Origin of the sequence: Kocuria marina (genome assembly GCF_000786655.1) — a bacterium.
GTDB classification, from domain to species: domain Bacteria; phylum Actinomycetota; class Actinomycetes; order Actinomycetales; family Micrococcaceae; genus Kocuria; species Kocuria marina_A.
In genome coordinates this window covers 1-11725 of record NZ_JROM01000019.1, presented here as the reverse complement: position 1 = coordinate 11725, position 11725 = coordinate 1, and the positions used below count along the sequence as shown (strand labels likewise).

Here is an 11725-nt window from a genome sequence, read left to right as displayed (position 1 = left end):
GTTGCGGTGCCGGTTGAGGAGTGGGGGCCGGCTCAGCCGCCGGTGATCATGTTCCAGATCGCCCCGGCCGCCCCGAGCAGAGCGGCGGCGACCAGCGGCCACACCGGGGCCTCGACCTCATCGCCGCGGCGGCGGTTCCGGCCGGCGGTGACGAGCCCGAAGATGAAGTAGACGAACAGCACGAGCCCGGCGGCCCAGAGGATCCAGCCGAGGATCATGGTCACGTTCTCCATGCCCGGGGGCTGGGTGGGGGTGGCGTTGATGGCCGGGATCATCAGGGCGTTGAGGGTGTTGATCAGCATGGGGGTTCCTTTCTCAGTGCCCGGTCTGGGCGATTTTGTGGATCTTCCGCAGCACGGTCTTCAACCGGGTGCTGGAAGGAGAGGGGGCGACGCCGACCTCGCGCCACGACGGTTCATAGGGGACGGTCATGGCCACCGGGAACATCCGCGCCACACCCCGGGCGAAGCTCAGGGTGGGCTTGGTGATCCGGTTCTTGGGCCGGTCGTGGACAATGACCAGCCCGACCAGCTCATAGGGCAGCTCCCCGGTGGCCGAGGCCCGCGCCAGCTGGGCCGCAGCCTCCAGGGAGGACGCGCTGGTGGAGCACACCAGCAGCGCCCGCCCCGCCCACTCCGGTTCCTGCACACCGGCGTCCACGACCTGCTCGGAGCACAGCCCCGCCAAGGTGGAGGTCCCCACCCCACCGGAAGCCCCGACCAGCCACAGCGTGGCCTTAGAGACCTCCACCGGGGCCGCCGGTTTCTCCTCGGGGATCGGTTCTTTAGCCAAGGTCTGCTGGAGGTTCTGCGGGCCGCGGATGGAGTCCCGGGTCCCGAGGATCGGGTCCTCCTCCATCGGGTCCTCCTCCTCCACCACCTCGGGGGCGGCCACGAAGGGGTTGCGGGGACTGTCCACGATCACAGGCCCTCCCGCACTGCCGCCCCGGCCCGCAGCCAGGCCCGGCGGGTGGCCGGGGTCATCGCGGAAAACCGCACCCGCCCCTCCACCAGCGCCCGGTCATAAGGGATCGTGACCACGGCCCGCACGTAGGGGGCGAACTCCTCCGCGAGTTCCTTGGCCTTGGTCTTCTGATGGCCAGGCTCGCAGCACAGCACCACCACCACCGCGTTGCGCGCCAGCTCCTGGGCGTGCTCATCTCCGGCGTGCAGGGCGGCCAGTACCCGGGAGGCGCCCTCGGCGGCATCATCAACGGACTTCACCGGGATCACGACCTGATCGGCGTGGCCGATCATCGCCTGCCAGTTCGCTCCGCGTTCGGTGTTGCCCGAGTCCATCACGATCGCCCGGTAGTACTTCGCGGCCACCGCGTGCAGCCGGTCCACCTCGTCCCCGGTGACCATGTGCCGCTCCTGGTCCCCGGAACGGTCATCGGAGCGCAGCACGTCGTAGCGGTCCGCCGGCTGGTGGTGGACGTACTCGGACAGGTCCCCTACCCGGGCGTCCGAGGTCATGAAGTGCTCGGTGCGCCCGAGCAGATCCACCACGGTGGACTCATGGCCGGCGTCGAAGGTGCGCCAGCCCAGCGAGCCCAGGGAGTTGTTGTTGTCCCAGGCCAGCACCCCGCCACCGGACAGGCGGGCGAACACGGCCGACAGGCAGATCACCGTCGGCGTTTTGCCGGCCCCGCCCTTGGGGTTGAGGACAGCGATCGTGCGCGGGCCCGGCCAGTGGGCCGACACCGCGGCCTCGTCTTGGCGCTGGCTCAGCTCCGCGGCCGAGGGCGCCAAGCTCAGGCCCAACTGGTTCAGGGCCCCGCGCCACCCGTGCTGGGCGGGGGCGTCCACCTCGGGGCGGTCCACGAAGGAGGGCAGCGACTCCCGCCGGCTGCCAGCTGCCGCGGGCTCCGCAGCGCGGGCCGTGGACGGGCGGTCGCCGAGGAACGGATTAGGGGCCGTGGACGTCGCCGCCACCGGGGCCAGGGACTCGACGGGGGCCGGTGCCGCCAGGGCCACCGCCAGGTCCTCCTCAGCCGCAGCAGGCACCGGCTCAGGCTCAGGGGACTCGACCGGGGCAGCCGCCCGCTCTGCCGTAGCCACCGAATCAGCCGGGACCTGGACGGTGGCCGGTGCCGCACTCTCCTGCCGGGAGGTGCCATCGGCGCCGACCAGGAAGGTGCGGGACCCGGCGGGGTCCTCGATGTGCAGCTGCATGTCCTGATTGGTCTGCTCCGCCAGAGCCTTGGCCGTGGCCATCACCGAGCGGCGGGCATCGCCCACGGTGGAGTGGTTCTCACGGGTGATCTGCCCGGCGGTGTCCAGCTCCACAGCACCGGTGGAGTCGATCGTGGCGGTCATTCTCATCAGGGGGTCTCCTTAGCAGTGAGGGTAGGGCTCGCAGTCGGTGACGGGCTGGCTGTGGGGGTGGGGCCGGTCTCCACCAGGGCGTAGAGGGAGCCATCGGTGGACCCGTCCACCCGGGTTAGCGCCATTCCGTTGTCCGTGATGACGTCAGGCACCGCCGCCTGGTCAGCCAGGGTGGTGGCCTCGGTCGCCCCGTCAGGGGTGACCTGGGACTGCTGCCCGTCATCGGTGACCCAGGCGTAGCCGGCGGCCAGCGTGGCTTGGCCCTCCAGGAGGTGGGCGGTGGTGGCGTCCACATCGACCAGCACCGTTGAGGCCAGCAGCAGCCCGTGCACCCGATCGGTCTGCACGGTGGAGGTGGTGATCTGGTTCCCGTCGAGTTCGCGCACCGCGACCTGCTTCACCGCGGTCGCCTCGGTGGACTCGTCCACGTCATAGAACCCGACGAGGGTCTGCTTCCCGTCCTTCCACGCGGCCACCACCCGGCCCTCCACGCTGCCGAGGATGCCGGTGAGTTCCGCGCCCTTGGCCGGGGCCGGCAAGGTCGCCGGCTTGGGCAGGGCCGCGGAGTCGGTGCCGACCCGCCACACCTTCCCCGCCTTGGCATCAGCGGCGATCAGGTCCGCCCCCTGAGCCTCCAGAGGTTTGGCGGCCGCCGGCACCACCCGGGCGGCGGTGGATCCGTCCGCTGCCACCAGCAGGGACTTCTGGTTGGGCAGGTCCAGGCGGGGCACGGTGCCTCCGTCCAGGACCACGGTGGCCTCCTGCGGCACCTGGACCCTGATCGGGTCGGTGGAGTCCGGGGTGAACAGCACCAGCTCTTTGCCCGTGGCGGCCGCCAACCGGGTCTGCCCGTCCACAGTGAACAGCCCCAGCTGGGTCACGGTGAACGGCGCGGTGCGGCTCCACTGTTCCACCCCGGTGTCGGGGTCGTGGCCGATGAGCTTGGCCCCGTCCACACTCACGGGCCGGCCCTCCCAGTCCAGGACCGCTTGCACCTGGGACCCGGACATGGGTGTGGCCCACGCACCGTAGGTGTCCCACCCGGCCGGGGCCGGCACCGGCAACTGGGCCGGGGGCGGGGTGTGCACCACCGCCACCGGCTCCCCGTCGCCCTCGGTGAGGTTCATCGCCACCGAGGCCCCGGCCGTCAGTGCCAGGATCCCGACGCTGCTCCAGATCGCCAGGGCGCGACGGCGCTGGTTCCCGGACCGGGCACCCGCTTTGCGTGTGCTGGTGCTGCTCCCGCCCTGCCGGGCCCCATTGCTGGTGGCGGGCCCGGGGGCAACCGGGGGTTCGTATTCCTCCAGGGTGCCTAGTTCGGCGTCTACGACCATCTCGAATACGGACCCGTCCTCGGTGTGGCCCTGCACCCGGCAGGCCTTCAACCCGAGTCGTCGGCAGGCTTCTGTGGCCGCGTCCGCGGCGACCTCGTGGGCGGTGGCGGCGTCGAGCACCGGGTAGGTCAGCACCTCCCCATTGGCATCGGCCACGATCTGCTCGGCCCCGAAGGTCAGAGTGATCACCGGCCAGGTGTGCACGGCCGGACTCACGAGGCGACCTCCCCGGCGGGTAGGTCGTGGGACTGGTGGCCCACGACCTCCCAGGCCCCAGAGTGGCGCTCCAGGTAGAGCGTCACGTGCCGGGTGCCGGTGCCCTCGGCCGGTTCCCCATCGCGGCTGGCCCACCGCCAGGTCACCTTGTACGCCCGCACTGCCTTGTCCTGCCCGACGTCGCGGGTCGCGTCCCCGATCGCCGGCACCGCCTGGGCCCGGCTGTAGGCCCCGTGCGAGGCCGGCTCCAGCCACGCCCCCTGGGAGGCGTTGCGCTCCGGCTCCACCTGGTGCCCCGCCCACTCATCGGACATGAGCGGCTTGGTACGGATCGCCGCCGCCGTCTCGGTGCGGTCCACCACGGTGTCCCAGGAGTGCAGCAGAAGCGCGGCCGCCCGGGCGGTGGAGTCCACGTCGGTGCGGTCCACGTCCTCAACGGCCGGGAACGTCCCATCCCCGGGCATCTCCGGGGTAGGAAAGCTGCGGGTCGTCGGCCAGTCGGCCGGGGCCGAGCTGGCCGGGGCCGCTGCACTGGAGGAGGTGGACGTCTCCTCAGCAGGCTCGGTCGAGCATCCCGCCAGGGGTACGGCGCATAGGGCCAGGGCAGTGATCAGGTAGGGGCGGCGGCTCATTGCGGCCACGCTCCTTTCTCGCGCAGGATCGGCTCGGGGTCGATGTTGAAGCCCTGATAGGGGAAAACGACGTCAGGGGCACCCGGCTTGTAAATCTCGATGTGCAGGTGCGTGGACATGCCGAACTGGCCCCGATTGCCCTCCACACCGATCACGTCCCCGCGGGTGAGCTTCTGACCTTTCTTCACGCCCCAGGAGTTCAGGTGGCAGAAGGCGAACCCGAAATCGGGATCGTCCCCGTCCTCCTTCGCGATCACGCACCCGTCCGTCTCGTTGAACCCGGTGATCCGCAGATCGGTCGGGGCGATCACCGGCCCACCGGGACGGGAGCCGACGCCGGGGGTGGCGAAGTCCAGGCCCACATGGTTCTGCGCCCACTCGGGCAGCCCCGGCACGTTGCGGCGCCCATAGCCGGAAGTGAACTTCCCCCCGGGCAGCGGGGCGGACCACTCCCCGTCTCCCAGGTCCCCGTCCCAGGCCTTGCCACCCGTGGGGGCCTCGCAGCCGGCGGAGAACTCGACCTGCCCGCCGTCGAGGATCGCCTCCACGTAGCGCTGGGTCTCCGCAAACGGCGGCACGCCTTTGTGCTGGGCCACCGCACCGGGCCCGGCGTTATAGGCGGCCAGCGTCAGGCGCACCAGCTGATCCGCGTCGTCGCCGGCCAGGGGCTTCACCTCATTGCGCAGCGCTGCCATGTAGCGCCCATAGGCCGGGATCGCATCCTCGGGATCGGTCACGTCCCCGCCCTCCCCGTAGGCGGCCCAGGTATCGGGCATGAACTGGGCGATGCCTTGGGCCCCGGCGGAGCTGCCCGCCCGGGGTTCCCAATTGGATTCCTGCTTGAGCTGGGCAGCCGCCACGCTCACCGGCAGCCCCGCCGTCTTGGCGGCCTCCTCCACGAGCGGGCCCCAGCCGTTGGGAACGTTGATCACACCGTCCTCGGAGTCCTCACCGGAGACAACCGTGGCAGGGGTGCACCCACCAGCCGATGCCTGCATGTCCGACACCAGCGCGAGGCTGGCAACACCCGCCACGGGTACGCTGACAGCCACCACCCCAACCAGCGCTAGAGCAGCGAAAACCAGGACGGAGGAGTCCTTGGACTCGTCTTCCTCCATGAGCCACCTCTCGTCCCGATGCGAATCGTTTTGACTGTCTTATGCAGATATAAGAGTTGTAGCACGTTTCTTCTGTGTAAAGCAGTCAAAACAAGTTCGACCTGTTGCGGTATGGACCTCGGGTCTGGAGCGCGATGTCAGATGCTTGGGAGATGTTGTGGGTGCGACACAATGAATTCCGTGCCGTCCGTAGTTCGCCCCGCAGGTCAGCCTGATCTTGTTGCCGAAGCCGCCAAGGTGTTCGGCAATACCGTCCGGCTGTCGATCATCAATGCCCTCAGGCAGGGTCCGGCGCTACGTGCGGAGCTGGTGGCGCGAACGGGACTCCCGGCCCAGACTCTCGGTGCTCAATTGACCGAGCTAGAGGCTATGGATGCCGTGAAGGCGGAGGCGCAGCACAGCCGTGGTCGGCCAATGTTGTACTACGCGAACCACGCTCGGCTCGAGAGGTTGCTGTTGGCTCTCACGCAGTATGTCCTGGCGGATGCCCGGGGTGCGGATGGGGAGACGCGCATCAACCCTCATTGATGTTTTGCCATGTCGAGCACCCTTTCGAAACTATGTTGAACATGTTCAACATAGATCCTACGGGCAGTCCGGCTAGGGCTCAAATGCTGTACGGCACGTTCTACCGCTCGCGCTGGTCCTTCTCGATGACCTCGAGAATCGCCTGAAGGCCTTCGGGGTCGATCTGCCCAAGGGCTCGGGCGGCAAAATTGCGGACCTCGGCTCGTCGAAGGGCCCGGACCGTGGCCAGCTCCTGCTCGACCTGCTGCGGCAGCGGGCCGTCCTCCTGAACGAGGTATCGGGGGTCCACGCCAAACACCTCCCCCAGTGCCCGGAGCAGTTTCTCGTCGGGGCGCACCCGGATGTCGGCTGTTTTCAGGTAGTGCCATTTCGTACGGGAGATCGCCACGCCGCGGTCTTTGAGGCCTTGCTGGATCGTGGTGAAGTCGTATGTTTCGCTGGCTTCGGTGCGCAGGGTGTCCAGCAGCAGGTTGATCTTGTCGGCCAAGATCTCGGCTGAGCGCCGGCGGTCCTCGTCTGCCACTTTTCCGCTCCTCATGTCACAATCCAGGCGTAGATGCCGCCCAGGAAGGCCAGTCCGTAGATGAAGCCTGAAATCACCTGCGGACCGGTGTGGTCCTGGAGCCGAATGCGGCTCCAGCACACCGCCAGGCCCACCGGAACAAACAGGAGCCCGACCACACCCCAGGATGTTGTCAGGGCAACAATAGTTCCGCCCATCATCATGCCGTGCCCGGAGATCTTCCACCACGGGCTCACCACAGCGATCACCAGCCCGGCCAGGAACGTGGCCACGAGCAGCGCCACGATCTCGATCGGTCCCTGCAGCAGGATCGTCGCCGTGAGGTAGCTGAGGACCAGCACCAGTACTCCGGCCATCACCGGGCGGCGGTGCTCCTTCACGCTCACGTGATGGTCGGTGAGGACCCCTCGACGCACCAACAGGAGGACCGCAGCCAACGGAATGCCACACACAATGAGGGCCGCGCTGATTCCCCACCACAGCGAGGCCGCAGTTGGGTTCGCCCCCCAGGGCAGCGCGATGAGCAGCGCCGCCAGCAGTACCGGAGGCTGGAAGGCTTCCGTGGCGGTTCTCTCCCAGCGGGGGACGACGATCGAGGTGCTCATGATGTGAGTTCAAATCTCCTCTCGGCGGCCTGAAGGGCACACCGTTGCTTTTCCGACAGACCCATGTTCTCTGCCCGCAGGGCGTCTTCGACGGCAATGACGGCACTGTAGAGAACCTGCTGAGGATCGGTCGACAGAGCGCTGCGCCAACCCGGAGGGCGCCCACCAGGGCTCCACCGGTCCGCCCCGAGGTGGGCCCACACCGGGGCGATCCTCAGGATGTCCATGCGCAGACCCATCTTCAGTCGCCGGCCTTGGGCGTAGAGACCCAGCCACGCCACGGCCAAGCACACCAGCACGGCCCCGGGCAGGAAGACCGGACCGAACGAGGCCCGCAGGGCCACAGCTACAGGATCCCACGCGCCGGAATACCCCAGGAGCGCGTAGCCGGCCTCGAGCGTGCAGCCGAGCACGAGCAGAGAACCGCCTACGCCCAGGCCGAGCAGGCTCGGCCACAGCAGGCGGTCGTGCCCCGGCTGGCGCAGGGTGAGTTCCCGGAAGGCGACACGGGCGACATCGGCGGCGTTCCAGGCTCCCATCACCATGATGAGCAGCGTGTAGACCAGGGTGCCGCCCTGGGCGAGGTGGTCCGGGATGAACGCTCCCGAGGTCGGGCTCCGGTCGATCGAGAAGAACGCTGCCGTCAGTCCCATCAGCAAGGCGCCACCTATGGCGGCCTCCCGCAGTGTCCGCGACCGGCTCCAGTCCCTGCGCTGCAGGGACTGGACGAGAGCCGCCCGCAGGCACCACACGGCGCTGAGGGCGAGCAGGTTGCGCACCAGGTGGAAGACGTTCTCCCCGCCCAGCCACGCATCCACGGTCCGTTCGGGAATCATGACCCCGTTGGCCGAAAAGGCCAGGGCTGCCAACACTGTGCCCACCCAGACGAAGTCCACTCGGCGTCGCTGCGCTACTCGTGGCAGACGAATGAGCACTGCCACGGCGGCGAAGATGCACGCCACGGCCTTGAGCAGACTCAATCCCGCTCCGAGGCTCATCAGAAGGCCTCGAGCAGAGGATTCACCTGCTGGGTCAGCCGGGCGGCCAGCCGCGTAGCGGCGTTCTCTGCGGCAATCTCCTGGGTCGTCCAGGTCGAGGAACGCCCGAGAAGGGTCTTGATCCGCCGGGAACCTCCGATGTGGGCGAAGGCGTTGCCCAACGTCAGCTCGCATCCACCGTGCATGAGGAGGATGTGTCCGTACTCGTGCAGGATCACGTGCCGGCGCAGCAGCTCGCTCTCCCCGGCAGCATGGAAGATCCAGGACCGCTCAGCCTTCTCCAACCACAGCCCCGTGACGTCCTGACCCAACCCCGCCGGCGCCGGCGCGATGTGGATGGGCTTGCCGTGCCGACGCTGCACCTCCAGATGAAGACCTTCCCAGGTGAGACGGTCCGGCAGTTCAGCCAGCACATCTGAGTCGGAACGGGAAACAGTTCCCCCTAGCCAAAACATGCCCCCAAGGCTACCTGGAACTTGAACATGTTTAAGTTGAACATGTTCAAAAGACTGTATGATTGATGCGATACACCTAGGCGGGAGCCTTCACTGCGTCTTTACTGCGTCAAGTTTCAGAAACAAGGGGGCAAGAAAATTATGGAGACACACCCCATACTGCTACCGGTTGCGGTTGCAGTATGCGACGATGGCTTCATGACTGAGTACCAGCAGCCGAAGCTGCAAGGACACAAAGTGGCGTTGTCTACGCGCGTGTCTCCTGAGCAGCATCGTGCGGCCGTCGAAGCGTCTCGTCGAACGGGACTCAGCATGGCCGAGTACATCGGCGCCTTGATCGACCGCGATGCGGGACGACCCAACAAGCTTGACAATAGGGAGGAGCCGCGCCTACCGCTGGCTAATTCCGCTTAAACGACTGACGACCCGCCTGGCAGGGCGGGCCGTCGAAGTCATTTGGCTGTCTCAGGTCGCCAAACTCGCGACAGCCGTTTCAACAGCTAACTGAATCGGAACCTGTCATGAATCCAATATCAGGGGACTGTTATGTCTCCTAGTGTACCTGAGGCGCGTCCACAAGTGGACCCTGCCTTGATGGATGTTGTTCTTTTTTGCCCCGAGACCCCGGCCCGCCGGTTCCTTGAGCACCACCGGATCGAGTACTTCCGGTGCGGTCAAACCAAGTCGCAGGCGTTCCCGAACCGTGGGCGGCCTGCTGGTGACTTCGCGTTCATCCAGCTCAACCCGGCCGATTGGTTGAACTTCCTCGTCGTGGACGTCGATGACGAGGCCGCGTTGTTGAACCTGATGCACCCGGCCGTGCCGGAACCGACGTGGATCATCGAGAACCCGGCCACTGGTCATGCTCAGGCCGGGTGGGCCATCGAACCGGTCTACCGGGGCGAGGGCGCTCGGCCGTGGCCGATCCGCTACGCGGAGGCGGTGCAGCGGGCCCTGGACCGGCTAGTCGATGGGGACCCGTGCTTCACCCGTTATTTGGTGCGCAACCCGGCTGCTGAGTTCCCGGCCGGGCGTGTGTGGTGGGGTCGCAGAGCCAGCCCGTGGTCTTTGGGGGATCTCAAGGCGCACATGGCCGAGTACATTGACCCGTTCCACGACGAGGCTATTGATGGACCCGCCGCGTCAGCCTGGGACCCGGGCACGGCCTTGCTGGGGCGAGCCGGCATCCCGCGGGTCCCGGTAGTGGACACCGCCACGGAGGTGGGGCGCAACACCGCTATCTTCCGCGCCACCCGCCGGTGGCTGTGGGACCAGCGGCAGGCCCGCCACCAGACCCCGACGGAGGCCGCCTCGATCGCCCACGCCAGGGCGCTCAACGCCCAGCTGCCCCACCCTCTGACCGATAGCGAGGTCGCCTGTCTGGCGCGCTCGGCCGTCCGTCAGGTCAACGCCGGCAAGGGACGCCCCACCTCTACCAGTGGTTCCGATGCTGCACACGAGTATCTAGCGCGGATGGGCCGCCGCGGCGGGAAGGCCAGGACCGAGGCCAAGGCGCGTGCGGCGGCAGACAACGCCGCCCAGGCCCGTCAGGCCCGCACCCGCCGTGTGGGGCAGCTGCGGACTCTAGCGGTGCAGTTGCGGGCGGCGGGGGCGACCTACCGGGCCATCGCCGAGGCCGTAGGGCGTACTACACGCACCGTGATGGCCTGGTTGAAAAGCGAACCCATCACACCCGCTGGCAGCCCCGTCGAGGAGGGTGAAGTTCTCCAAGCAACAGGTATTGGTTCCGCCCCCGCGGTGTACCCCGCCCCCGCCCCTAGTGTGGAAGTGCCCCCCGGACCTGCCGATGAAGAGGATGCCCCCGTGACGAGTGAACCCGCCTACCAGTGGCCCGAAGGCGTCCTGCCTGGAGAACCAGACCCCGACTTCCGGGATCGGCTCCTCCCTGAGCACCGCGGCCTCACTCTCTGGGTGCCTCTGGACTACCTGGAGGATCATCCCACTGGCTCCGGGTACTGGTCTTTCACGACCGCCTCCGACTACTGGGAGACAGTCAAGGACGGATCGCTCCACGGTGCTGCGCTGGGTGGGCGAGAACTGCACGTCACTGAAGTTGGGGCCCGTGTTGGAGAAATCCACGGACTGCGCTTCACACACTTGACCGCCGTCTCTTACGAAGTCACTCGAGTCGCTGGCGACTCCCGGTGGTCAGCACGGTTCCCCGGCTACATCGTCTACTGACAAGGCGAAGGCCGGGACGGTTGCCCCAGTGCCGCTGGTGTTTTCGCAACCGTTAGGTGGGTCGGTCAGGGGCGCGGTCAACGGCGGTGTGTCCCGTGACGGGTTCAGTGGAGGCTTGGTAGTGCCGCTCCGGCGGTCGCCGGGGCGGTGTGGTGACGATAGTAGGCGTCTTCGAACTCGATCGGGGGCACGAGCCCGATCTCTCCGTGCAGGCGCCGGTGATTGAACCAGTCGACGTACTCGGCCACCGCGATCTCCAGGTCGTCGATCGACTTCCAGGGGCCCTTGTTGCGGATCAGTTCGGCCTTGAACAGCGAGTTGAACGCCTCAGCGAGGGCATTGTCGTACGAATCGCCGGTGGATCCCACCGAGGCCACCGCCCCCGCCTCGGCCAGGCGCTGGGTGTAGCGCACGGCGACATACTGAACGCCTTTGTCGCTGTGATGGACCACACCGCTGGTGTCATGGCCGTCGTGGGAGCGGGTCCACAACCCCATCTCGAGAGCGTCCAGAGCCAGGTCCGTGCGCAACGAGGTCGACAGCTGCCACCCCACCACCCGCCGGGAGAACACATCGATGACGAAGGCGGCGTAGACCCAGCCGGCGAACGTTCTGCAATACGTGATGTCGGCGACCCACAGCCGGTCCGGGGCAGCGGCGGTGAAAGATCGTTCCACCAGGTCCGGGCGGGTCTCCGGTCCGGTGCCGGCCACCGTGGTGCGCGGGCCCTTGGCGCGAATGATCCCGCGCAGACCCGCCGCCCTCATGAGCCGGTGAACCGTGCACC

General features: G+C 67.7%; 14 protein-coding genes. 3 read left to right on the top strand and 11 right to left on the bottom strand.

The window, feature by feature from the left end:
* Positions 1-32: 32 nt before the first annotated feature.
* From AS25_RS05700 to AS25_RS05675, 6 genes are read right to left on the bottom strand one after another with little or no spacing between them, the layout of a single operon-like run.
* The gene (locus AS25_RS05700) at positions 33-302 is read right to left on the bottom strand and encodes a hypothetical protein (protein WP_035963084.1); all 270 of its coding nucleotides are present in this window, start codon (positions 300-302) and stop codon (positions 33-35) included.
* Between the two features lie 13 nt (positions 303-315).
* Positions 316-918 carry a DUF6668 family protein gene (locus AS25_RS13765; protein WP_172644416.1) on the bottom strand — a complete coding sequence of 201 codons (603 nt, stop codon included), beginning with the start codon at positions 916-918 and terminating at the stop codon, positions 316-318.
* A 2-nt stretch (positions 919-920) separates the two neighbouring features.
* Positions 921-2324 (bottom strand): AAA family ATPase, encoded by a 1404-nt coding sequence (locus tag AS25_RS05690; RefSeq protein ID WP_156960910.1) that lies wholly within the window; start codon positions 2322-2324, stop codon positions 921-923.
* On the bottom strand, positions 2324-3850 hold the full coding sequence (locus AS25_RS05685; RefSeq protein WP_156960909.1) for a hypothetical protein: 1527 nt from the start codon (positions 3848-3850) through the stop codon (positions 2324-2326). Before AS25_RS05685 ends, AS25_RS05690 begins: the two co-directional genes overlap by 1 nt.
* Positions 3851-3873: 23 nt before the next feature.
* The gene (locus tag AS25_RS05680; RefSeq protein ID WP_035963072.1) at positions 3874-4509 is read right to left on the bottom strand and encodes a hypothetical protein; all 636 of its coding nucleotides are present in this window, start codon (positions 4507-4509) and stop codon (positions 3874-3876) included.
* The gene (locus AS25_RS05675; protein WP_035963070.1) at positions 4506-5627 is read right to left on the bottom strand and encodes a transglycosylase SLT domain-containing protein; all 1122 of its coding nucleotides are present in this window, start codon (positions 5625-5627) and stop codon (positions 4506-4508) included. The genes AS25_RS05680 and AS25_RS05675 overlap by 4 nt, the downstream gene beginning before the upstream one ends.
* Before the next feature lie 171 nt (positions 5628-5798).
* On the opposite strand from AS25_RS05675, the gene AS25_RS05670 reads away from it, so the two are divergent.
* Positions 5799-6155 carry a DprA-like winged helix domain-containing protein gene (locus AS25_RS05670; protein WP_156960908.1) on the top strand — a complete coding sequence of 119 codons (357 nt, stop codon included), beginning with the start codon at positions 5799-5801 and terminating at the stop codon, positions 6153-6155.
* Between the two features lie 100 nt (positions 6156-6255).
* On the opposite strand, the gene AS25_RS15215 is transcribed toward AS25_RS05670, so the two are convergent.
* From AS25_RS15215 to AS25_RS05650, 4 genes are read right to left on the bottom strand one after another with little or no spacing between them, the layout of a single operon-like run.
* A complete protein-coding gene (locus AS25_RS15215) occupies positions 6256-6678 on the bottom strand; it encodes a hypothetical protein (protein ID WP_035963065.1) in 423 nt (140 codons plus the stop codon).
* A gap of 11 nt (positions 6679-6689) precedes the next feature.
* Positions 6690-7283 carry a hypothetical protein gene (locus tag AS25_RS05660; RefSeq protein ID WP_035963063.1) on the bottom strand — a complete coding sequence of 198 codons (594 nt, stop codon included), beginning with the start codon at positions 7281-7283 and terminating at the stop codon, positions 6690-6692.
* The gene (locus AS25_RS05655) at positions 7280-8281 is read right to left on the bottom strand and encodes a hypothetical protein (protein ID WP_156960907.1); all 1002 of its coding nucleotides are present in this window, start codon (positions 8279-8281) and stop codon (positions 7280-7282) included. The genes AS25_RS05660 and AS25_RS05655 overlap by 4 nt, the downstream gene beginning before the upstream one ends.
* Positions 8281-8694, bottom strand: a complete 414-nt coding sequence (locus tag AS25_RS05650; RefSeq protein WP_035963056.1) for a hypothetical protein — start codon at positions 8692-8694, stop codon at positions 8281-8283. The genes AS25_RS05655 and AS25_RS05650 overlap by 1 nt, the downstream gene beginning before the upstream one ends.
* Before the next feature lie 240 nt (positions 8695-8934).
* Between AS25_RS05650 and AS25_RS14150 the strand changes: the two genes are divergently transcribed.
* Together AS25_RS14150 and AS25_RS05645 are read left to right on the top strand one after the other, a co-directional pair.
* Complete coding sequence (locus AS25_RS14150) at positions 8935-9150, top strand: hypothetical protein (RefSeq protein ID WP_231885621.1); 216 nt, start codon at positions 8935-8937, stop codon at positions 9148-9150.
* 180 nt (positions 9151-9330) lie between these two features.
* A complete protein-coding gene (locus tag AS25_RS05645; protein ID WP_253270489.1) occupies positions 9331-10938 on the top strand; it encodes a replication initiation protein in 1608 nt (535 codons plus the stop codon).
* Positions 10939-11042: 104 nt separating this feature from the next.
* On the opposite strand, the gene AS25_RS05640 is transcribed toward AS25_RS05645, so the two are convergent.
* Positions 11043-11705, bottom strand: a complete 663-nt coding sequence (locus AS25_RS05640) for an IS3 family transposase (RefSeq protein WP_035959037.1) — start codon at positions 11703-11705, stop codon at positions 11043-11045.
* Positions 11706-11725 lie beyond the last annotated feature (20 nt).

What these genes read in the sequence shown, in the direction of transcription:
- AS25_RS05690 (WP_156960910.1), bottom strand. Translation starts at nt 2,324, where the DNA reads ATGAGAATGACCGCCACGATCGACTCCACCGGTGCTGTGGAGCTGGAC.
- AS25_RS05660 (WP_035963063.1), bottom strand. Translation starts at nt 7,283, where the DNA reads ATGAGCACCTCGATCGTCGTCCCCCGCTGGGAGAGAACCGCCACGGAA.
- AS25_RS05700 (WP_035963084.1), bottom strand. Translation starts at nt 302, where the DNA reads ATGCTGATCAACACCCTCAACGCCCTGATGATCCCGGCCATCAACGCC.
- AS25_RS05655 (WP_156960907.1), bottom strand. Translation starts at nt 8,281, where the DNA reads ATGAGCCTCGGAGCGGGATTGAGTCTGCTCAAGGCCGTGGCGTGCATC.
- AS25_RS05645 (WP_253270489.1), top strand. Translation starts at nt 9,331, where the DNA reads ATGGATGTTGTTCTTTTTTGCCCCGAGACCCCGGCCCGCCGGTTCCTT.
- AS25_RS05670 (WP_156960908.1), top strand. Translation starts at nt 5,799, where the DNA reads ATGAATTCCGTGCCGTCCGTAGTTCGCCCCGCAGGTCAGCCTGATCTT.
- AS25_RS05680 (WP_035963072.1), bottom strand. Translation starts at nt 4,509, where the DNA reads ATGAGCCGCCGCCCCTACCTGATCACTGCCCTGGCCCTATGCGCCGTA.
- AS25_RS05675 (WP_035963070.1), bottom strand. Translation starts at nt 5,627, where the DNA reads ATGGAGGAAGACGAGTCCAAGGACTCCTCCGTCCTGGTTTTCGCTGCT.
- AS25_RS14150 (WP_231885621.1), top strand. Translation starts at nt 8,935, where the DNA reads ATGACTGAGTACCAGCAGCCGAAGCTGCAAGGACACAAAGTGGCGTTG.
- AS25_RS05640 (WP_035959037.1), bottom strand. Translation starts at nt 11,705, where the DNA reads ATGAGGGCGGCGGGTCTGCGCGGGATCATTCGCGCCAAGGGCCCGCGC.